At 53.0% G+C, this 22,195-nt stretch carries 18 protein-coding genes and 1 pseudogene; 4 read left to right on the forward strand and 15 right to left on the reverse strand.

Annotation, left to right across the window (positions count from 1 at the left end; all coding sequences use genetic code 11):
• Positions 1-151: 151 nt before the first annotated feature.
• From MKX42_RS18495 to MKX42_RS18515, 5 genes are all read right to left on the reverse strand, one after another.
• The gene (locus MKX42_RS18495; protein ID WP_340753789.1) at positions 152-817 is read right to left on the reverse strand and encodes an HIT domain-containing protein; all 666 of its coding nucleotides are present in this window, start codon (positions 815-817) and stop codon (positions 152-154) included.
• Positions 818-942: 125 nt separating this feature from the next.
• Complete coding sequence (locus MKX42_RS18500) at positions 943-1,356, reverse strand: bacteriohemerythrin (RefSeq protein ID WP_340753790.1); 414 nt, start codon at positions 1,354-1,356, stop codon at positions 943-945.
• 126 nt (positions 1,357-1,482) lie between these two features.
• Complete coding sequence (locus MKX42_RS18505; protein WP_340753791.1) at positions 1,483-2,388, reverse strand: NUDIX hydrolase; 906 nt, start codon at positions 2,386-2,388, stop codon at positions 1,483-1,485.
• 448 nt (positions 2,389-2,836) lie between these two features.
• Positions 2,837-3,700 (reverse strand): cation diffusion facilitator family transporter, encoded by an 864-nt coding sequence (locus tag MKX42_RS18510; RefSeq protein WP_340753792.1) that lies wholly within the window; start codon positions 3,698-3,700, stop codon positions 2,837-2,839.
• 420 nt (positions 3,701-4,120) lie between these two features.
• Positions 4,121-4,624: a ferritin gene (locus MKX42_RS18515; protein ID WP_036694058.1), complete on the reverse strand. Its 504-nt coding sequence runs from the start codon at positions 4,622-4,624 to the stop codon at positions 4,121-4,123.
• A gap of 116 nt (positions 4,625-4,740) precedes the next feature.
• On the opposite strand from MKX42_RS18515, the gene nagZ reads away from it, so the two are divergent.
• Entirely contained in the window at positions 4,741-6,084 is a 1,344-nt protein-coding gene (gene nagZ / locus MKX42_RS18520) for a beta-N-acetylhexosaminidase (RefSeq protein ID WP_340753793.1), read from the forward strand.
• A gap of 361 nt (positions 6,085-6,445) precedes the next feature.
• Here the strand turns inward: nagZ and MKX42_RS18525 are convergent, their stop codons facing one another.
• The 5 genes and pseudogenes from MKX42_RS18525 to MKX42_RS18545 form a co-directional block, all read right to left on the reverse strand.
• Complete coding sequence (locus tag MKX42_RS18525; RefSeq protein ID WP_340753794.1) at positions 6,446-7,546, reverse strand: efflux RND transporter periplasmic adaptor subunit; 1,101 nt, start codon at positions 7,544-7,546, stop codon at positions 6,446-6,448.
• A gap of 27 nt (positions 7,547-7,573) precedes the next feature.
• Positions 7,574-8,965, reverse strand: coding sequence for an ABC transporter permease (locus MKX42_RS18530; protein ID WP_340753795.1), 1,392 nt, complete (start codon positions 8,963-8,965; stop codon positions 7,574-7,576).
• A 257-nt stretch (positions 8,966-9,222) separates the two neighbouring features.
• Positions 9,223-9,888: pseudogene (locus MKX42_RS18535) on the reverse strand (ABC transporter ATP-binding protein); the annotation flags it as partial.
• 54 nt (positions 9,889-9,942) lie between these two features.
• On the reverse strand, positions 9,943-12,561 hold the full coding sequence (locus tag MKX42_RS18540; protein ID WP_340753796.1) for a hypothetical protein: 2,619 nt from the start codon (positions 12,559-12,561) through the stop codon (positions 9,943-9,945).
• 184 nt (positions 12,562-12,745) lie between these two features.
• Positions 12,746-13,579 carry a helix-turn-helix transcriptional regulator gene (locus tag MKX42_RS18545; protein ID WP_340753797.1) on the reverse strand — a complete coding sequence of 278 codons (834 nt, stop codon included), beginning with the start codon at positions 13,577-13,579 and terminating at the stop codon, positions 12,746-12,748.
• Between the two features lie 144 nt (positions 13,580-13,723).
• Between MKX42_RS18545 and MKX42_RS18550 the strand changes: the two genes are divergently transcribed.
• From MKX42_RS18550 to MKX42_RS18560, 3 genes are all read left to right on the forward strand, one after another.
• Positions 13,724-15,787 (forward strand): beta-galactosidase, encoded by a 2,064-nt coding sequence (locus tag MKX42_RS18550; RefSeq protein ID WP_340753798.1) that lies wholly within the window; start codon positions 13,724-13,726, stop codon positions 15,785-15,787.
• A 237-nt stretch (positions 15,788-16,024) separates the two neighbouring features.
• Entirely contained in the window at positions 16,025-16,723 is a 699-nt protein-coding gene (locus MKX42_RS18555) for an AzlC family ABC transporter permease (RefSeq protein ID WP_340753799.1), read from the forward strand.
• Positions 16,714-17,040 carry an AzlD domain-containing protein gene (locus MKX42_RS18560; protein WP_340753800.1) on the forward strand — a complete coding sequence of 109 codons (327 nt, stop codon included), beginning with the start codon at positions 16,714-16,716 and terminating at the stop codon, positions 17,038-17,040. Before MKX42_RS18555 ends, MKX42_RS18560 begins: the two co-directional genes overlap by 10 nt.
• Before the next feature lie 46 nt (positions 17,041-17,086).
• Here the strand turns inward: MKX42_RS18560 and MKX42_RS18565 are convergent, their stop codons facing one another.
• The 5 genes from MKX42_RS18565 to MKX42_RS18585 form a co-directional block, all read right to left on the reverse strand.
• Complete coding sequence (locus MKX42_RS18565; RefSeq protein ID WP_340753801.1) at positions 17,087-18,052, reverse strand: alpha/beta hydrolase; 966 nt, start codon at positions 18,050-18,052, stop codon at positions 17,087-17,089.
• Between the two features lie 102 nt (positions 18,053-18,154).
• Positions 18,155-18,562, reverse strand: coding sequence for a MerR family transcriptional regulator (locus tag MKX42_RS18570; protein WP_340753802.1), 408 nt, complete (start codon positions 18,560-18,562; stop codon positions 18,155-18,157).
• 43 nt (positions 18,563-18,605) lie between these two features.
• The gene (locus tag MKX42_RS18575) at positions 18,606-19,937 is read right to left on the reverse strand and encodes a hypothetical protein (RefSeq protein ID WP_340753803.1); all 1,332 of its coding nucleotides are present in this window, start codon (positions 19,935-19,937) and stop codon (positions 18,606-18,608) included.
• Positions 19,934-21,022: a DUF58 domain-containing protein gene (locus MKX42_RS18580; protein ID WP_340753804.1), complete on the reverse strand. Its 1,089-nt coding sequence runs from the start codon at positions 21,020-21,022 to the stop codon at positions 19,934-19,936. The genes MKX42_RS18575 and MKX42_RS18580 overlap by 4 nt, the downstream gene beginning before the upstream one ends.
• Before the next feature lie 3 nt (positions 21,023-21,025).
• Positions 21,026-22,003, reverse strand: a complete 978-nt coding sequence (locus MKX42_RS18585) for an AAA family ATPase (protein WP_340753805.1) — start codon at positions 22,001-22,003, stop codon at positions 21,026-21,028.
• Positions 22,004-22,195: the final 192 nt, after the last annotated feature.

Consider the following 22,195-nt stretch of genomic DNA (forward strand, 5'->3'; position numbering starts at 1 on the left):
AAGTAAGTTTCTATACGATCTACTTCAAATCATAACACAAAGTATTCACCAGGTATAAACTGTGCCGCCAACCTGTGATAAACCTGAGTTCCCCTTGGACAAAAAAGAAAGGCAGCCCTGCGGCTGCCGTTGATGGAATGCGTATTTCCGTTTATTGTCTTAGTCCCTTGATTTCTTCTACCGGTAAGCTGGTGGCTTCGGAAATGGTTTGCAGGTCTATACCGCGGTCTAGAAGTTTAATAGCAATTTCTTTACTTGTCTCCGTTCTACCCTTTGCTTCGGCACTTTCAATACGGGAATGCTCATCGCTCAGCGCCTTCATCCCGGCATCATAAGCCACTCGCGCTGCGGCGTCCTGGCTCAGAAACTCTAGCGTGTCCATCGCTTTTTTCAGCATAGGTTTTTTCTCCGCCAACGCTTCTACCATTCTCCGTCTCGTCTCGCCCAGCCGTTCCCCGGCTCCGTCCGGGCGCAGCGGCTCTCCCCACAGTAGCCCGTCCCCCTCATACCGGGGAAGCACATGCATATGATAGTGGGTCAGATCATTGAATTTACCGCCGTCGGCAATGATTCTGATCCCGTCCGGCTGGTATAGACGTTTGAGCAAGGCGGAGAGCTTTTGTGAAGTCTCCATAACAGCATGTGCAGTCTTCGCATCCATCTCATCGACGTCCCAATAGTGCTTTTTGGGCAGAATCAGGGTATGGCCTTCATTGAAGGGATCGATATCGAGTACACAGGTGATATATTCATTCTCATAGACGATATTCAGGTCAGGCTCAAGCCCGTTCGCAATTCTGCACCCCAGGCAATCCATGATGATCCTCCCCCCTTAACAAACTGGATACTATGATAATATCAACAGGCAATAGGATTCATATCCAAGCAGCTAATATAAAAAAAGAAATGCCTTACAGCATCTCCTTGTTCCCGATCATTCAGTTAGACCGCCTGGTTGCCCTTTGCAGCGATGCATTCCCCAATCAGTTTGTCACACTTGTGAATGTGATTAATTAGCCAGTCTGTCAGCGTCCGGTTCAGCTTAATGGTGGATAAGACCGATACCCCTTTGTTCTTAATACTCTCTTCCAGATCAAGCACAGTCTGCACGAACTCAGCGTGCGTCTTCTGGTGTTCCGACAGCTCCGGGAAGCTGATATCCTTCATCAGCTGCTCTTCACTGCCGAAATGCTCCACGGTATAGTCCTTGAGGAACTTCAGCGTTTCTTCGATTTTTTCTTTGCCCTGCTGGTTGCTGCAGGCTTCAAAAAAATCATTCAGCTTCACCAGCAGCTGTCTGTGCTGACAATCAATCTTTTCTACTCCGATATCATACGAATCCTTCCAGCTAATCATAGGCTCACCCTGTCCTTTGCCATAAATCAAATAGTCAAAATATAACTAATTGTCTGCTTTTCCCTATGAAAGTTCTATTAAGAACATCACAAGGCCAAGGCGGCGTTGCCGGACAGAAGGGCGTTCTCAAAATAAATTCCATTCCCGGTTATACCGGTACAGCTTCGAGGGACGGTGTCCGGCATCCCGGGTGCTCTGATCCGTCTCAATGACCCGCTCTGCGATTTTGCGGCGGAAGGCGGCGGCGAGCAGCTCTTTGCCGAGGATAATCTCATACACGCGCTGCAGCTCGGACAAGGTGAACAACGGCGGCATGAGATTGAAGATAATATCGGTATATTCCGCCTTGCCGCGCAGACGTTCGATGGCATACTGCACCATGAGCAGATGGTCAAAAGAAAACCCTGTGCTGCGCACGATCTCACGGCTGACCTGCCGGACATGCCCTTGAATCGTCTCGGTAAGCTTGACGACCCCGCTTAGCTTCTCCTGCTCACTCTCCAGTATAATCTCCACCAGTGTCTCCTGGCGGACGTCCTGCTCCAGCACCTCGCGGCGGGTCTCCAGAATGTGGTACGAAACGTCGAACCAGGCAGCTGCGGCTGCATCATCCCCTGCTTGTACGTCCAGAGCCTTGCGGTCCACTAGCGCCATGTAGGAGCAGCTGATCACCCGCATCCGCGGATCACGGTCTACATCGCCCCAGGTATACAGCTGCTCCATGTAGATATTATCGATATTAGTCTCGCTGTACAGCTCCCGGCGGGCAGCTTCTTCTACGCTCTCACTGATCCCCACGAACCCTCCCGGCAAGGCCCACTGTCCCAGAAAAGGATGCTCCCCGCGCTGAATCAGCAAGAGCTGCAAGGACTTATCCGCCAGCTTGCGGTAGTTATCCTGCTCCTGCTCCATTACAGTGAAAATCAGCATATCGACGGTGACAGACGGACGTTCGTAGCTGCCAACATTATAGTTTTTCAGGAATTGCTCCTCGTTTAAGCCGTTGGGGTCGGTGACTGGTTGATTTGGCATGGATATTCTCCTTGTCTTGAATCGATTAATAGGAATCGCTTGTTAATAACACATTGATATTATATACATGTTCCTGCAATGCGGGCAAGTCCGGGCCAGGGCGAAGAACGTTTTTCCCAATCTATATAAGACGTACTCAAGGTTTGAACTCGAAGCTTGGTCGTCGCTGCGGTGAACATTTGGACTTCCGGCCGCTGCCCGCCCCCAGGTTTCTTGATTTAAACCACTATTCGTGGTAGAAATCCGGTGACTAGCTGATGCTTACGATGCGAGCTTTCCTGCGGAAAGCTTTCAGGCGATCGCTATCGCTCCTACAGTTCCAAATTTCCCCTCCGCTTCTTTTTGCTTTTCGTTAATTTCTTTAGTGCGCCTTATCTAACACAAAAAATCGCCCCACCCGAAAGCAAGGCAATTCTTCATGTAACTATTCTTGTTGTACACCTGTTGGTCACATCGGTTCGATATGGACAAGTACGGTAGAGACCTGATGACGGTCCTTAAGCTGATCCTCGATCTCCTCCGTAATATCGTGACTCTGCACCACATTCAGACTGGAATCCACCAGCACTGTAGTATCGACCAGCACATTATTACCGTGAATACGGGCTTTGATATCCTTAATCGACTCCACGCCTTCAATCTCAGCTACCGTCTGCTTCATCAGCGCAAGCTTACCGGCATCGAAGCCGTCGGTGAGGTCGTGTGTAGCTTTGCGGAAAATATCCCAGGCCGTCTTGCAGATCAGCAGTCCGACAATCGTGGCTGTGAGCGGATCTAACCAGGGAATTCCGAACTGTGAGCCGATAATGCCGACGAAGGCTCCCATGCTGACCAGTGCATCCGAACGGTTATCCTGCGCCACTGCATGCATTGCATTGCTGTTCAGGTTGCGGGCAAGCCTGATGTTGTAACGGTAGACTGCAATCATAACCACAGCACAGGCAGCTGCCGTCCACGCGGCAATCAGATCAGGGGTCTCCAGCACAGGCTGAATGAATTTGTTCACACCCTGATAGAGCACTTGGAAGCCTACGGCAATCATGATAAAAGAGGCGACCAGTGCGGCAACTGTCTCTGCTCTGAAATGACCATAGCTATGGTTGGAATCCGGGGGTCTGCGGGAAATCCTAAGCCCGGTCAGGATGGCCAGAGAAGCAATAATGTCGGTGCTGTTATTCAGTCCGTCAGCCAGGAGAGCCTGAGAGCCCGACACCGTTCCTATGAATAATTTGACAGCAGATAAGAGTATGTACGCTAATAGACTTAGCCATGCTCCTTTTTCACTTTGTTTGATATCACTGTAATTTTCCAAGAAAAAGGACCTCCAAAGATTAGTATTGTTCCATACTACACGCTGAATTACGGGTGGGTCTAGAGAAACAGTGTTGCCGGACAGCGCAAGAGTTAACCCCGCTAAATAGAGTTGGGAGCCCGGAAGTAAGTTGCCACCCCCTACATTCTTTGCCCTTGTTCAACTTTGCAGTCCATCTGCTGCTGACAGGCCGGGTAACTTTTACCGCAAAACGTAGTCTAACTATATGGTGACCCTGGGTCGGCCAAGCAGAAACGGCGTTGCCGTCCTCTCAAGGACGGTACCGTTTCAGCGAGAAATAGAAGGATAAGTTATTGTGTGAAACATATAATTTCTTATATTTGCACACAAACAAGCGGCTTCCCCTCTTCAGGAGAATGCCGCTGAGCTTGCGTATGATCCGGTTACACTGGCTGTCCTCTACTCCGCTGGAGGAGTGAACGAACGTGCTGCAAATTCTGCATCCAGCATATAGAAGGCATTGCTGTCGGTTTCGATCCGTTTGAGCTTGGCGATAATGTTGCTGAAGAGCGCCTCTTCTTCCACCTGCTCATCAATGAACCATTTCAGGAAATAGATCGTCGCATGCTCCCGTTCATCCAGGGCCAGATCCGCCAGATGATAGAATTTCTTCGTATTCTGCTGCTCATGTGCGAAGGCATGCTCGAACGCATCCAACATGGAGCTATACTCATTGTTCGGTTCAGGCATCGCCGCAAGGGTGGCCCGGTAATCGCGGTCATTCAGGAATTTGTAGATCTTCATGGCATGGAACCGTTCTTCTTCAGCCTGCACCAGAAAGAAATTGGCGAATCCGTCCAGGCTCTCACCGGAACAATACGCAGCCATCGCAAGATAGACGTGAGCAGAATAGAATTCGAAATTCATTTGTTCATTAAGCGTGTTCATTAATTGCTCTTTCATTGACAGGTCACCTCATCCTATAGTATTGATTATGCTTGAAGCAAGCTCATATGTAATGTCTTGTTCATTCTATCATTCTTATCCGCCAAACCGCAATCGAAAGGAAGATTCCCGCGATGAAATGGTTCAGCCGTAATAAAATAAAAAATAATTCCACCCGCCGCGCACTACTCCTGCTCGCAGCCTCCGCCTGCCTGCTTCTGGCAAGCGGCTGTGAGGAGAATGAAAATTCCGCGCAGGTTAGCACCGATACCGGCTCCACCCCGGTATCGGCGTCAACCTCTCCGGCTGCTGTACAGACGCCTGCGGCAACCGAAGCTCCAGCGACTCCGTCACCAGCGGCCACGGCCACCCCTGACCCCGTCTCCCTGAAGCTCGCCGGAATGACCCTGGAGGAGAAAATCGGGCAGATGCTGCTGGTCGGCATCCAAGGCAAAACAACAGGTGCTGATGCGCGGAAGATGATTGCCGAAGATAAGGTGGGCGGAATCATTCTGTATTCGGGTAATGTCGGCAGCCTGAAGGAGCTGGTGCAGCTGACCAACGCCTTGAAGCAGAGTAATGCGGGGAATTCTGCACCGCTGTTCATGAGTGTCGATCAGGAAGGCGGCAAGGTCAGCCGTCTCCCCGCTGACTATGCCGCCTTCCCTTCGAACGCTGCTGTCGGCAAGGGAGACGATGCCGCCGCTGCCGGAACAATGGGCGAACTGCTTGCCCGGGCGGTGAAATCCTCCGGCTTCAATATGGACTTCGCGCCGGTCCTCGACATCAACAGCAACCCGGATAATCCGGTGATTGGTGACCGTTCCTTCGGCAACAGCGCAGAGCTTGTCACCCGGCTTGGCATTGCCGAGATGCAGGGACTTGAGCGTGAAGGCGTAATTCCCGTGGTTAAGCATTATCCCGGCCATGGCGATACTTCTGTAGACTCCCATCTGGAGCTGCCTGTGATCAACAAGACGGAGACCCAGCTGGCAGAACTGGAATGGCTGCCATTCCAGGCAGCGATCCGGGAGAAGGCCGATGCTGTAATGGTGGCCCATATCCTGTATCCGAAGCTCGACCCGGACAAGCCTGCCTCTCTGTCCCCAGTGATTATCGGCCAGCAGCTCCGCGGGCTGATGGGATACGAAGGTGTAGTCATTACGGATGACATGACCATGGGCGCAATCATTAAGAATTACAGCCTCCCAGCTGCGGCAGTAGAATCTGTATTGGCCGGCAGCGATATCCTGCTGGTCGCCCATGAATACAAGAATGAACAAACCGTTCGCGCCGCGCTGCTGGACAGCGTCAAGAACGGCAGTATCTCCGAAGCACGGATTGACGAGAGTGTCTACCGTATTCTGGCGCTGAAAGCCAAGTATCAGTTAACGGACGAGGCAGTGCCCTTGCCTGATCTCGCCGGATTGAACAGTGACATCCAGGCTTGGCGTAAGCCGTATCAGCAGAACAAGTAGCTAACAAGCGGAGTCGGTACACTCTCAACCATTTATATACTTAGGGGAAGTTTACTCCACTAACCCTCGGGATAAACCGTCAGAGTTGGAAAAAAGGCACTTAATTAAGCCGAAACCATGCGCTGTGGGGAAGCAGTTGGAAAAAGTACATTTAATCCACCAAGCCCCATAATCTCAGCAGAATTCGGTCTGATTAAGTGTTATTTATCCAACTGTTATAAGTAATTGTTCCTGCGACCATAAATTAGATGTACTATTTCCACTTAGATGATCCGCCGCGCGCCACTCACGCCTATAATTTCTATTCAAAAAGCCCCAAACCCGGCAATCAACCAGGTTTGGGGCTTTCAACTGCTGTCAACTACTGCAGAACCACGGTGTCTCCTGCCTTCAGTCCCGACAGCACCTCTGTTTTATCGGTTGTTTCCATTCCAGTCTTGATCTCTTTGCGTTCATACTGGCCGTTTCCTTTGTCCACCATAACGAAGGCAAGATCCCCTTCACGGATGACGGCGATATTGGATACAACCACCGCCTTCTCTTTGCGCGAGGTCTCGACGTCTCCGCTCAGGCTGAGGCCGCCCATCAAATGCTCGTCCGGCTGCATGGAGATAACCACCTCGAATTGCGGAAGCTGGCCGGCTGTGTTCTGTCCCGTAGTCGTTGTAGCGAACTTGGCCACTCCGGTTACCTCTCCGTCCAGGACCAGATCTTTTACGGCGGTCATCTTCACCTTCACCTTCATGCCCTTTTTAATGCGGAAGATATCCTGTTCCCCAACCTGTGCTATGAACTCTACCTTGTTCGTGTCCACAATCTTACCGATGTACTGATTGTCGGTGACGGTCTGCGGACGTTCTGTACTGCTGTCGAAGAGGAAGATGCCGTTCTCCGGTGCATGGTATACCGCAGTGTTCAGCTTCGCCTTCTTCTCCGTAAGCTCTTTGGCTTGAATCTCGGCGTTCACCTGATTCAGCTCATCGCTCAGACGGGCGGTTTCCTGGGCAGCCAGGGCCTTCAGCCGTTCCGCTTCCGTACCGGCCGGGGCAGAAGAATCATCCTCCTGCTGCGCGACAAAAGCATTCAGTTCCCCCTCCAGCTTCGCCTTGCGGGCAGTTGCCTCCGCCGTGGAAATCTCATTACGGAGTGTGCTCTGATCCAGGGTGAAGAGCACCTGGCCCTTCTTCACCTGTGCCCCGTTCTCCACCTTCCAGGCAGTCACCTTGGAAGCAAAGGGGGCATACACCAGCGTCTCCTTCTGGTATTGTGATCTGCCTTTGATCTGCACTGAGCTGGTTAACGTCTCTTCCGTTACCGGGAAGCTGATTACCTGCATCGGTTCAGGCGGGAGTTCAGCGGTATCATCAGCCTTGAAGAATTTGGTATATCCGAAATAACCGGCAGTGCCGATGATACCTAAGATTATGATCCATTTCAGGCTCTTCTTTAGAGTCCTTTTCATCGTTTCGGCTTCCTTTCTAGCTTAGGGTTAGTCTCGTTTAATAGCGGTTAATGCATCGGTTCTGGAGGCGCTGATTGCCGGATATATGCCCGACAGCACACCCGTCATAATGGCAAAGGACATGCCGACCGGCAGATTCATCGTCGGAATGAAGAAATTCATCCCGTCCCCCGCGCTGCCCACCAGCTTGTTGAGCGCCATGACAATTAAATAGGAGAAAGCGACACCCAGCATACCCCCGAGCAGGCCCAGAAGTGCAGCTTCGGTAATGAACATATTGCGGATCTGTCCCATGTTGGCCCCGAGGACCTTCATAATCCCGATCTGGCGCCGCCGCTGATGGGTGGACATGGTCATGGCCACTATGATGGAGATGGAGGCGATGATCAGGATGAATACCCCGATGCCGAGAGCCGCCATTTTGATCATATCGAATTGTTCCTTCAGCATCTCCTGCTGGAAAAGATTGTCTTGAGCGTTCAGTGACAGCTTCTGAATCATCTGCTCTACCGGCTTGATGTTCGCCACATCGTCCACCTTGACCGTAATCGAGTTGTAGCTGCCCTCCGGCGGGAGAGAGAGGACGCTCGTGGTGGAATTATCGAACATTAGCTCTTTGGAGAGCTGCTGTGCGGTCTCGGGAGACACATACATAATCTTCTCATAAGATGACCGCAGTTCATCCATACCTTTGGGAAGAGCCAGAATTCCGGAAATCTGCAGGGGCGAGCTAAGCTTGAACACCGGTGATGTAGAACTGTAATCCTGAGCCTGAATTTGGACCTGCTTGCGGTACAATTCAGTAGGCACAGTGGCCATTTTGTCATATTGCTGGTATAGCTCCTGGTTGAACGGATCCGCACTCATCTGATCGAACAGCTTCTGCCGGGTCTCCAGGTCAATCAGGCCCAGTGTAGCCCCGTGATTGAGCACAATGGATCCGAGCTGGCCATTCGCCCCTCCCTGCTTGAACTTGTGGTCGTACGCCGTCAGCTTCTGTAAATCGGCGACAACGACCTGAACATCGGAGATCTTGTTGTCTATGGTCACCATCTGCAGATATCCTGCTTGATGAAAAGGCGAAGCCGCCTTCACATGATTCAGCCCCTGGATGATCTTCAGCTTCTGATCGGTCAGCTTGCCGGGGTCGAGGTTCTCATTCACCTCACCCGATCCGCCGCCCCCGCCTCCGTTCTTCCCGTTCGTTGGAAGTCCTCCGCCGGGCGAGACTGTAATCTCATCCATTTTGAAGTTGGCATTAACTTGTTCCGTTACATAGACCTGTGCAGACTGGCCTACGCTCAAAGCCACGATAATGGCTGCGCAGCCGATGGATATCCCGGTCATACACAGACCTGTAACCACCTTGCGCCGTTTGACCTGTTCCCAGGCCATCCGTGAAATGTCTCTGATCTTCACGGCTTCCCTCCCTCTGCAGGATCAGCTTCCGCAGTGGTCTGGTGTTCAGGTTCCTCAGCTGGCGGATCTTCATCCGCTGCTGCTGTCTGCGGCTCTACAGCTTCCTGTTCAGCTCCTGCAGCTAATTGTTCTTCAACCTCTACCATGATCTGCGGTTCAGCTTCCTCAGCGATTTGCTCTTCAACCTGTACTTCTGTCTGCAGCTCAAGCTGCGGTTCTATCCGCGGTTCTGTCTCCGCATGCGGTCCTGTCTGCAATTCAGTAACCAGGAAGCCGTCCTTCAGCGTAAAAATCCGCTGCATTTGTTCAGCCACCTTATACTCATGAGTAACGACAATAAATGTCGTCTTCATCGTCCGGTTCAGGTTCAGCAGAATGCCGATAATCTCCTCTTCGGTCTTGGAATCCAGATTCCCCGTCGGTTCATCGGCGAAGATGACCGACGGCTCTGTGATCAGTGACCGGGCGATACTGACCCGCTGCTGCTGACCTCCGGAGAGCTGCGAGGGGAAGAGATCCGCCTTGTCGGGAATCCCCACCTGCTCCAGCAGCGCAAGCGCCTTGGCCTTACGGGCCCTGGGAGAGACCGACTGGAAGACGAGCGGCAGCTCCACGTTCTCACGGACCGTCAGGCTGGTAATCAGCTCATAGGCCTGAAAGATAAAGCCGATATTCTTGCGGCGGAACTCGGCAAGCTTATTCTCGCCCATCTTCACAATGTCCTTATCAGCAATGTAGATATGACCTTCCGTGGGCTTCATCAAGCCGGCCATCAGGTTGAGGAGCGTTGACTTCCCGGAACCTGAACTGCCCAGCAGAGCAACCATTTCTCCTTTTTTGACGGTGAAATTGATTTTATGAAGAACGGAGGTCCATTCATTACCGCTTTTGTACGAATGCGTAATATCTTCAACACGCAACATGGAAGCTGCTCCTTTTTTAACAATATAAGAATGTTTTAGTTGAGCGAATGATGATTATTCCTGTGTCTTGTTCGGAACCACGTTAGTGACTACAAAGGACTGGCTGCCCAGCATCAGACGTTCACCCTGGAATTCATCATAGAAAGCTAACTTATAAGCGCCGCCGTCCATTGTCTTGTACAAGGGTCTGCTGAGGGAGAAGGAATACTGGTTGTTCGTCCCTTCAATCAGGTCTGTGCCAAGCGTAAGAACCTTCTCGGTAGCGATGCCTAACGGATCGGTAATCTGCAGAATCAGCTTATGCTCCAGAACCCCTGCATCGTAGATGTTATCCTTCCTCAGGCTGTAATTCATTGTAATATCTATGGTATCCGACGACTTCATCCGCTTGCCTTCAGAGGTCAGAACAGAAATCGTATAAGGATATAATACCGTGGATTCCAGCGTATTCTTCGGTACGTTCGCCTGCGGATTCAGCTGCAGCGCTGCCACATTGACGAATCCGGTAGCTTCCTCCTTGGCCTCGATCAGTTTGCCTTCTTTGATACCGGCACCCAGGTAGAGCGAGACATCTGCGAGGTCCGTAGCCTTAGGCACCTTAGCCCATAAGACCACGAGCTGCTTGGCGCCCGGAGACGCGCTGTTCTCCGACTGGCTGGAGCCCGCTTCAAAATACTGCCCGTCCTTGGTCTTATAGTAAGCCTGGAGACGGGCCATTTTGCTCTGTCTTTTCTCTTCACTGCTCAAATAGAGCTCTGTGTATACCAGATTGTGGCTTTCTCCTGGGTAGATCGTTGTCCGGTTCTCCTGTACACTGGCCGTTTTGCCTTTGCCGCTAATGGTGTAGCTCTTGCCCTTCTCGATGGCCGGGATACTGTTAATCGAGTTATTGATGCTGAAATCCAGGAACGCAGCGGTCTCTGAATTCTGTGTGCCGTTCAGGACAATCCGCATATCCTGGAACTCTGACGTATAGGCGATTTTGCCAAGTACATACAGCTCCGCCGACTTCCCTGGCGCAAGGACAGAAGAATCCTTATTGTCCATATACAGCTCTGTAGTCACGGGCAGGTTTTCTTTATCCAGCTTAATGGTGCCCTTCAGCTCAGGCAGCGTAAGAGATACGTTCTGGGTATTGGTGATTCTCAGTCTGGCAGCCAGGATATCATCATCTCTCCAAGGATAACGCTGCAGAGACTCTATGCTGTACGAGAAGGAGCCGTATGAATTCGTGGTCATATACTCTTGGCCGGACGTGACTTCCGTACGTAGTGCATATGGAATGACGAAGTAGGCCACCGGGAAAATCATTTTGGCAGTCGGTGTTGCAGGAGCCGCAGTGGACGGAGTCCCGGTATTTCCGGTATTTCCGGTATTTCCTGTTGACTCGCCGTTTCCGTTTGATTCAGGTACATTTATGCTCTCAGCGCCTACCGACTCTATCATCATAAGCTGTAATCCGGATTGATCGACTTCAAGCGGCACGCGGACCGTAAGCGGTACAATTTTGGTCTCTAGCGGTTTGAGGGTTACTCCGCTTACACCTTTGGAATTCACCGGAAAAACCTTGCCCTTGACCGATTTGACCGCCAGGTCGTAGCTTGGCAGGGTTACCGCCTTGTTGCCGGTATTCTTAAGCTGCATCTGGAACGTCCATACCGCATCTGCATCCTGTGCATACACATTGGCGTTGCGGAGCAGCGTGTCTACTGTGTTGTTATTGACTACTATCTTTTTGACTACACCGCTGCCCACTACCAGATTAGGCGAGCTTGCTGCGGGCAGCTTATAAGAGGACTTAGCCAGCTCCAGCTTCGCGGTCTCATCCTTCTTCGTGAATTGCAGCTTCATATTATCTGTTTTGAGATAGGCCGGGATTTCGGCAATGTAATAAATGCTCCGCTTCTCCTGCGGCTGAATCTTGTAATCCGCCTGTGTGCCGCTCAGCGCCAGCTCGAAGGAAGTGCCGCTGGCAGATACCAGATACGCCGAATAGCCCGGATCACTGAGGACTTTATTGCCCTTGTTGGTTAGGCTGACTCCTACTTTGGCATAGACCTTACCGCTGTATTTATAGAGCTGGAGAGAATCTGCACTGGCTGCGACAGGAATGTCGTTCATGACTGTACTTAGGCTTGTTCCAGCTGGAGCCGTAGTTGAATAATTAGCGGGCACTCCAAAAGATCCCGTCTGCTTCAGATACCCTTTCGTCTTGGCATCCCAGACCAGCATCGAGATTTTGATCCCCTGCAAAGAGGAGGTTTGTCCCACATTTACATAATAGGTCACGCTAAGGGTTTCTTTGGCGCCGACTTTCTTCTTCAGGGCATCCGCACCTAAGGGATTCCCCGGAAGCGCTGACCCTCCCGGAGTGACCACACGTGAGAAATAGTGCATTAAGCTAGCGCTTGAATTTCCGGAATTCGTATATTTAAGTGTGTATGACAAAATGCTCCCGCCTGGCTGGCTCCATATGTTGATATTCTCCAGTACTGCGGTCACTCCCGCACCCATGGGAACGGAATTGAACTTGAATGCCGCCGGAGCGGATACTGCGGGGGCCTTCGCCGCCGGGGCTGCATGTGCAGCAGGCGCAGTGATACTGCCAGCCACCTGGCCGGCAACGAGTGAACTCACCAGCAATGCAGCATATGTAACTCTATACTTTCTCATTTATTTCCCTCCAGATGTATTTACTAGCAATAGTATAGTTGCTTGGCGCGTGGAATTTGTATCCACTTTGTAACCCTTTGTTTCCATTTGTAACCTTCTGTCACTCAACCAAGGCTGCCACGGCGTGAAAACTGCCACAAATGTAACAAACTTTGTTGATACTTGGTCCTAAAAAAGCTTGATTCTATGAGTTGAAGGAACGTCTGTATTGGTTCGGCGGCATCCCTTCGAGCTGTCTGAACACCTTGATGAAATAACTGGATTGTTGAAAACCGCTCTGCAGTGCAATTTGCGCAACAGACAGCTTGGTGGAAGCCAGCAGCAGCTTGGCCCGGGCCATCCGGCAATCGCTTAAATACCGGTTCGGCGTCTTGCCCATAATGCTGCGGAACAGACGGAGAAAATGGTAGCTGCTATAACCGGCAAGGCTGGCCATGGACTCCAGCGTCCAGGGCCGCTCACACTCACTGTAGATCCTGTCGGCGGTTAGCCGGATGGAATGCCGGATCTCCAGCGGAACGGAGCCGTGGAGCGGCTCGGAGTTCTGCATCAGCGTAACCAGAATCTCATAGAGCAGTGTAGAGAGGCGCGGTTCACTCCGGGTCTCATAGCCTGCGCTGAGCCGGTACATTTCCTCGAAGAGTGCTTCATAACCGCTGGCGGGATCGAAGGTGAAGAAGTAGCCGCGTGACTGATCCGCCTCCTCCAGCATGGGCAGAGGCATCGCCGTGGCGAAGTGCATCCAGCGCACATCCCAGGCGGCCCCGGGATCAGAACCATACTGCTGATAAGCCCCCCTGGGAAAAAGAAACCCGCTTCCCCGTCTCATGGAGATCCGCTCCCCTCCCTGAAAAACATACCCTTCTCCCCCGAAAACCATGTGGAGATTATAGCTGTTCAGGAACCCCTCGCTTCTGCGCTCTGCATGCTCCGGGAAGTCGCTGTAATGCCCCAGCATCTCCGGATAACATACATAGTGGGCATAAGCGGGCTGCGGCAAAACCCAGTGCTTTCTCATGTGAATCTCCTCCTGCCCTGCGCTGACTCAAGCACGCAATATAATGATATAATAGCAATATTCTGTTATATAAGTGGATACACTGCTGATAATACAATAGATTGGTAGCTTAAATAAAGCATATTTTTACACTTGGAGGTTAAGATGAAGAAACCTGTTGCAGCAGAACGATTTGAACTGGGCGTCTGCTATTATCCCGAGCACTGGCCTGAATCCATGTGGGCTGACGATTACCGCCGTATGGTTGAAACCGGATTCACCATTGTGCGTCTGGCTGAGTTCGCCTGGTCCATTTTTGAACCGGAAGAAGGCGTGTTTCAATATGATCTGTTTGACCGTGCGGTCGACATGGCGCACAGCCACGGGCTCAAGGTCATTCTGGGAACGCCTACGGCCACTCCGCCTGCCTGGCTTACCGAGAAGTACCCTGAGGCTCTAAATGTTACTTATGAAGGTGTGACGCTACAGCACGGCATGCGCCGCCATTACAATTACAGCAGTCCCAAATACCGCGAGCTTTGTGCCCGAATCGTAACGAAGCTTGCTGAACATTACGGCAATCATCCGGGTGTTGTCGGCTGGCAGATTGACAACGAGCTGAACTGTGAGATCAATGTATTCTACTCGGAGAGTGATCATCAGGCCTTCCGCCTTTGGCTTCAGGACAAGTATGTGACCCTAGACAAGCTTAATCAGGCTTGGGGCACGGTGTTCTGGAATCAGACCTATACGAGCTGGTCACAGGTCTGCCTCACCCGGCCTACCCCTTCACCGAACCAGCCGAACCCTCACCAGGCTCTGGATGAGAAGCGCTTCATCTCTGATAACACCATCTATTTCGCCAAAATCCAGGCAGATATCCTCCGGGAATTGGCCCCTAATCAGTGGGTTACCACGAACGGGCTGTTCGGGCATCTGGACAGCCATGAGCTGAATGACGAGCTGCTGGATTTCTTCAGCTATGACTCTTACCCGCAGTTCTCCACCATCGGCTTCGATCCGGCTGAGGTGAACCCGATGCTTGACCGCGGCTGGGGCCTGTCCCTGTCGGCAGTACGTTCGGTAAGCAGTAACTTCTGTGTCATGGAGCAGCAATCCGGTCCGGGGGGCTGGGTCAACCGGCTGGACATGCCTTCACCGAAGCCGGGACAGATGCGGCTGTGGACTTACCAGTCCGTTGCCCACGGCGCTGACATGCTGCTCTATTTCCGCTGGCGGACCGCCACGATGGGCAATGAGATCTATTGGCACGGCTTGAACGACTACCATAACCAGCCTAACCGGCGGGTAAGAGAAGCGGAGCAGATCGGCCGCGAGCTGGCAAGCATCGGACAACAGTTCATCGGCAGCCGGACTCAGGCGAGCATTGCTATCGTGCGTGATTATGACAATGAGTGGGACGGGGAATATGATGTCTGGCACGGCCCGTTCATGTGGCAGAGCAACAAGGAATGGTTCAAGGCTCTGCAGCGGAAGCATATTCCGAATGACGTTCTGTACCTGCGCAGCCATACCACCCTTGCAGAGCTTGCCCGTTATGAAGTGCTGGTCTACCCGCATCCGGCGATTATGACCGATGATACGGCGGCCCTGCTGGACCAGTATGTACAACAAGGCGGGAAGCTGGTCTTTGGCTGCCGCACAGGCTACAAGGATATTACCGGACAATGCTACATGCGGCCTTTTCCCGGAGCGGCCCAGGAGATGTGCGGGGTAACCGTGGAAGAATTCACGCTGGTCAAAGGAACGCGCAAGCCTACCTCCATCCGCTGGAACCATGATCCTGAGGCGCTGACCGGTGCAGATGCCTTCAATGACATCCTGCATGTGGAAGAGGACAGTGTGGAGGTCATGGCAACCTATGCGACCGACTACTATGCCGGCAAACCGGCAGTAACCCGCAACACCCGGGGCAAAGGCGAAGTATGGTATTACGGCGCCGTGTTCAATGAGCCTGCTGTGCTGCAGATGCTTGGCAGCCTGGGTCTGGTCTCGCCAGCCGCAGATTTGGCGGAGCTGCCGCCTGAGGTTGAATTGCAGATTCGCTCCTCAGGGGAAGACGCCTCTACAGGTGTCGCGTTCCTGCTCAACTACAGCGAAGAACCGGCACAGATTGTGCTTAAGACAGCAAAGACAGATCTCTTAAGCGGCCAGACCCTGTCGGGGAGCTATACGATGGAAGGGTTCGGCGTACTCGTCTTGAAATAACCATGAACTCAAAAGGGTTCCGCTGCCGCAGATTGCTCTGTGGACGGCGGAACCCTTTTTTACAGATATAGCTAATATTCCCTTGCAATTCGCTATGAATTATTAGATATTAATACAATGTATTTATTACCGGTGGCAGTCGTTATTCCATTACCCAGAAGGAGCATGTCTATGAAGACGGAATCCATTCATTAGGAGCCGTTATCCGGCGGCGGCCTGGTTACAGATAGCCTAAGTGTGCCGGAGAGCACCGATACGTTCTGGCAAGGGGTCAAGGACTGCCTCCCCACGCTGCTCGGTTATCTCAGTATCGGATTCGCCGCAGGCGTTGTGGAGAAAACAGCGGGGCTGACCCTTGCCGAAATCGCCATGATCTCAATCATCCTATATGCTGGCTCAGCTCAGTTTATTGCCGCTGGCATGATTGCCGCCGGGAGCAGCGCCTCCGGGATTGTCATTACGATTCTGCTGGTTAACCTGCGTCATCTGCTGTTAAGCGCAGCATTGTCGCCGTACTTCCGGCATCTGACCCCGCTGCGCAACCTGCTGATCGGCTCACTCCTCACCGATGAGACCTTCGGCGTAGCCATTCAGAAGAGTGCCGCAAGGAAGCAGATCAGCGAGAAATGGATGCACGGCTTGAATATTACCGCTTATCTGAACTGGTTCCTGGCCAATATCGCCGGTGCTATTCTCGGTCAATGGATATCCAGCCCCGAGAAGTGGGGACTGGATTTCGCCCTTCCGGCTATGTTCATCGGACTGCTGGTCCTGACCATTATGGGACGGCGCAAGTATAGACTGGATATCACTGTCGGAATAGCTGCTGCTGCGGTGGCCGTGCTCGTCTCTGTACTGTGGTCACCCAGTATGGGTGTCATAGCTGCCGCGCTGGTAGCCTCAACGATTGGAGTAGTGATGGAACAATGGAAATAAGACTTGATATTGCTATAATCATTCTCGGAGCCGCGCTCGTCACCTTCATTCCGCGTGTCCTTCCGCTGATGCTGCTAAGCCGGATCACGCTCCCGGAATGGGGCATGCGCTGGCTGAGCTATGTGCCGATTGCAGTCATGGCGGCACTGGTTGCCCAAGAGCTGCTCGTATCTGGCGGCAGGTTCGCAGTCCTGTCCACCAATGTGGAGCTAATCGCCGCCCTCCCCACCTTCTGGGTAGCCGTCAAGACCCGCAGCCTGCTGGCCACTGTAATAACCGGTATTGTGACCCTAATGTTGCTGCGTCTGCTGTTCTGACCCTGTCCACTGGATACGCTGTACGATTCCCTTCAGGCTACTGGCGTTAATCTTGCCTGCCCTCCTGCTGGAATACTCTCTTAATGAAGCTGCCTATATTTCCAATGGCCTGCTGAGCTTCAGGAAGCATGGCTGCCATCAGCTGAAAGGCGCACCACATGTTCTCCCAAAGTTGAAGCTCTACAGCGATGCCTGCAGCCCCTGCCTGTTCAGCCAAGCGCTCTGCATCACTCAGCAGCACCTCGTGATCACCCGCCTGTATGAGCAGGGGCGGCAAACCCCGGAGATCCAGTCTTAGCGGTGACAATATCGCAGGCCACGCACCATTGTAGTCCCTCATATATTCCTCAATCATTCTCTGATTCGCAGCCCGGCTTCCTGTCGGGTCCATTCCCGCACGGCTGTCATAAGATTTCCCGTCCAAATGAACAAGGTCGGCGTGTGGAGATAGCAGGCATGCACCACCAGGGAGCTTAGCCCCCTGCTCCCGCAGCGTAATCAAGGTCATCAGCGCAAGCGTGGCTCCTACCGAGTCTCCGCAGACTATGATATTGCCAGCACATACGCCCCGTTCCAGTAGCCAGTGGTAAGCTGCAAGGCAATCTTCATTAGCTGCCGGGTAGCAGAACTCCGGTGCAAGCCGGTACTCCACAGTGAAGACGGCAATTCCTCCAGCTGCATGAGAGAGGCGGGCTGCCAGATCCCTATAAATCTCGCAACTGCCGGATACGAACCCTCCGCCGTGAAAATATAGAATTACCTTGTTATCTGCGGGCTGCGGATGCCCGGCACATTGCTTACTCTCTCCCTCCGCCCTGACCCACTCTCCGCTGAAGGTCTCCGCCTCAACCGGTTCAACCTTCACGCCTTCAAGTAAGGGGATTTGCCTGGAAGCTTCCACAGCTGCCGCCCGAATCTCCTGAACCGTGCTTTTCGAATAACTATTATTGCTTTTCAGATAAGCTCTAATGGCCTGTAACTGTTCAATCGGGGTGCTGCTCGGATATAACATACATGTAGTTCCTCCTGTTATCCTGGGATGCCCCTACTATAAACCCTGTAGCTGTGTACAGAGTCAAGCGGCAATTCCTCCAGCATTACAGGCGGCAGCGGATTAATCATTCATGTTTAATATAGCAAGCGTATCCTGAAGGCTCGGGTGCCTGTCATGAGACAGAAGGCCGGACTTTAACGCTTCAAGCTTCCTGCGTGTCTCGTTCCGCCGGGCAATCTCCAGATCGACAGCGGCGATCTTCCGCTCAATGACTTGGACGAAATCACTGATTCCGATGCTGCGGTCGGCAGATTTAACGAGCGCCTTCTTAATCTCCTGAAGTGTGAACCCGCAGCTCTTGGCATTACGGATAAAAGCAATCCGGAGAAGCGTCTCCTCCGGATACAGCCGATACCCGCCTGCTGAACGCTGCGGCAGCGGGATCAGCCCCTTTTTCTCATAGAACCTGAGCGTCTCCATATTAATCTGAGCCTCTTTTGCCAGCTCACTGCGCAGATAAGGGGTCATACTTGCCGCTCCTCTCCCATATTCGCTGAATGAGATGATTCAGCTACAGCTTCAACTGCTCCTTAAGCGCTGCCGCCTCAGCGGCAGTAAGTTCAGCCAGCTCCTCCTCGGCATAGCGGGCCTTGTTATATAGGCCGAGCAGCCGGTCATTGACAGAGGCATCTCCGTCAGCGTATTTGCTTGAGCGCTTCTGGCCTTGCGACCAGGCAGCTACATCCGCAGCTGTCTCCTGCGGGGTCAGGTAGGGCTTCACCTCATACCCTTCCGCATGTCTGGCCCGCAGCCAGTGCCGGTAGAGCCAGCGGATGCGCTCGCGGCTTCCATCCATCCCCTCCCAGCGGTCCCGGCGGCTGGCGGGTGTCAGCTTGGAACGCATGTACTGGCGGAAGTCCTGAATGGTCTGCTCCCAGTTGAACAGGCTGGTCTCCTCATCCTGATACCCTGAAACCGCAGGCGTCTCTCTGCGAAGCAGGGACAGCAGCCTGTCCATCGTTCTGCGCAGGATGCCTCCTGTATTTCTGTATAACCAACGCAGGATAAAATACAGTACCGCAAGAATGGCTGCCGCTCCTAGAATATAGAAGCCTATATTTAGAATCATCGACAGCAAGCCCGGTTCATTCGGCTCCACTGACGGCATGGGAGGGATAGCCTCAGGCGGTGCCTCTGCTGGCGGTGCCTCCTCAGAACCGGAGGATAACCGGCTGAGCCAGGCGAAGAATGCCCGCGTCATATTCCATAGCATCATTCCTAGCGCCCTACCGCCCCCCGCTGCAAGCAGTGCTGCCAGGATAATAAAGCCAATCACGAATACCCGGTTATGCCGCCGCAGTCCTTGTGGCAGACTTCCCGCACTTCCGTTCAAGGAGCTATAGCGCAGGTGGGTGCTGTTCGTAGCCAGCAGTGCCAGGATCAGGCACAAGCTGCCGCTCCAGGTGAGCACCGCTGCACTCGGCTGGAGACCGGGTGTGCGCGAGAAGACAATAGAAGCGACAAAATACAGTATAATCCCGCTGATATACAGCCACAGCCGGTTCACCCGTGTAGCCGCTGTCATGCCAAGGAAGGCGGATACTGCCGCTCCGGCTGCCAGCGGAAGACCCATAAGTGACAGTGTACCGGTTAGTGCAGCTGCTATAGCTCCGAGAACCAGCGCCGCCAGCAGCTGCTTCCAGCGGCGGTTGCATATCATCCGCAGCAGTACACCAACTGCAGCCAGTACCGGCAGCAGATAGATCCAGCGCAGCGCCTCAGCCTCCGGCTGGAAATAAGTCTGGAGTACCAGCCATACCGGGAGCAGCAGCAGCCATTCGATGAGGGAAGACATCCATATGAAGAAGTTTTTTTTGAAGGCATCCGGGATTCGGGAAGTCATAGCTCACCGCCCCCTTCTGCCGGAATATCCAGCCACTCTACACCGTTCCCGAGAAAGCTTAACCCTGAGGCAGCCAGCTGCAGCTCTGCCCCCCGGTGACAGGTAATGATCAGATAATCCATATCTCCCACACCCTTGTCCGCTTCAATTTCCATCAGCCTGCTCATCGGCACGGTCCGGTCCAGATTCAGTCTGGCCAACAGGCCAAGGAACTCCTCGGTATGGGCAATGGACCAGGTGTCCACCGAATCTCTCGCCCCGCTGCCGTCCAGTCTTCCATTGCTGAGCAGCCGGACCTCAATCCCGTGGCTGATCGCATACTCTGCTACAGTTGCCGCATAGCGGATACCCAGCTCTATGCGCTGCACATCGGTAACCGTTCTCCACATGGACTCACTGGTCTCTACGTTCAGGCAGATGACCAGCCGGGAATCGGCGGTGTAATCCTTTTGATGCACCTGCATACTTCCCGTCCGGGCAGTCGCCTTCCAGTTAATGCTCGCCAGAGAATCCCCCGCGCTGTATTCTCTTGTACCGGCGGTCAGGAACGGATCTTCAACAATCCAGCGCTTGACCGGCAGCTCTCCAAGCCAGCTGTGAACCGGCAACGGAAGGTCATGGAAACGCAGCAATCCGGGGTAGACCAGCAGCTCCAGATGAAGCGGGAAGGTCTTGGCGCTGCGGCTCAGTCCGAACAGATCGCCGGTAGTCATGGTTGCCGTCTCCAGGACGAACAGTCCCCGCTCCCTGCAGGTGATATTATGTCGCCGTTTGATATGGCGGAAAGACCTCAGGAAGAACAGGCTGACATGATTCTGGGAAATCTCTCCGCTGCTGATGCCCAGATTCTCCTGGTTACCAAATTCTAGCCCCTTGGCTATGCTGGATTCCAGCCGCAGCCATGGCAGCGGCAGCAGCTTCTTGTTCATAATCTCCTCAACCATTTCTACCTGTTCTCCGGCGTACACCGCTTTGGCAGAGAAGTAACGGGTATAGCTGACCTTCTTCAGTGCATTCCGGTCATAGATCAGCGAGATTAGGACCAGCAGAACGAACGTGCTTGCGATGAACCACGGCAGCGACATGGGTCACTCCACCCTTCCGCCTCTGGACAGGACCGCAGGCTCAGCAGGCACCTCAATTTCACGCAGCACCTGGAGCACTACCTCTGCCGACTGGCCTTCACGGACTCCGGGACCACGCTGAAGAATCAGCCGGTGCGCCAGCACAGGAACCGCAACCTCTTTGATATCATCCGGGATACAGTAGCTTCTGCCCTGGATCAATGCGTACCCCTGCGAGGCGCGCAGCAAGGCAAAAGCTGCCCGGGGACTTGCTCCCAGCCGGACCGCCGGGGAGGTTCGGGTGGCCTCGACTACACGCATCATATAAGCGAGCAGCTCGTCACTTACGGCAACCTCCGCAGCCAGACGTTGAATGTCCTGAATCTGCCGGGCCGTGGCCACCGCAGAGGTATCCTCCAGCGGGTTATTTTGGCGGAATCTCTGGAGGATATGTACCCCTTCCTCAAATGTCGGATACCCGCTGGTAATCCGCATCAGGAACCGGTCCAGCTGCGCTTCAGGCAGCGGAAAGGTCCCCTGGCTGTCCACCGGATTCTGCGTAGCAATAACCAGGAACGGCCGCTCCAGCTCATGCGTCACGCCGTCAATTGTAATCTGCCGCTCCTCCATACACTCCAGCAGGCTGGACTGGGTGCGCGGCGTGGCCCGGTTGATCTCATCCGCAAGCAGAATGCTGGCAAATACCGGACCGGGGCGGAATTGAAATTCGCCGGTCTTCTGATTATAGTAATTGATCCCGCTTAAGTCGGACGGCAGCAGGTCAGGTGTGAACTGAATCCGCTTGAACGTGCAGTTCAGGGAACGGGCCAGTGTTTTGGCGAGCAGTGTCTTTCCGGTGCCGGGCACATCCTCCAGCAGCACATGACCATTCGCCAGCAAGGCCGTCAGCAGCAGGTTCACACCGCTCTCTTTGCCCACGATAACTTTTGCCAGATTGCTTCGGATCGATTCAATTAGAGCGGTTGCTTCTTGAAGATTCATGAATAATAACACCATCCTATTCCAAAAAAAGGTATGTACATATAAACTAATCATACCAGAAAGCGCCTACATTATATAATAGTAAGTATTCAAGCTATAAGATGTACTTTTCCTCATTGGAAACGCTCCTCGCGTTAGAAATCCAAACACAGCCTATGCTTACGATGCGAGCTTTCCTTCGGAAAGCTTTCA

The sequence above is a fragment of the Paenibacillus sp. FSL R7-0204 genome, assembly GCF_038002225.1.
Lineage (GTDB): Bacteria > Bacillota > Bacilli > Paenibacillales > Paenibacillaceae > Paenibacillus_AQ.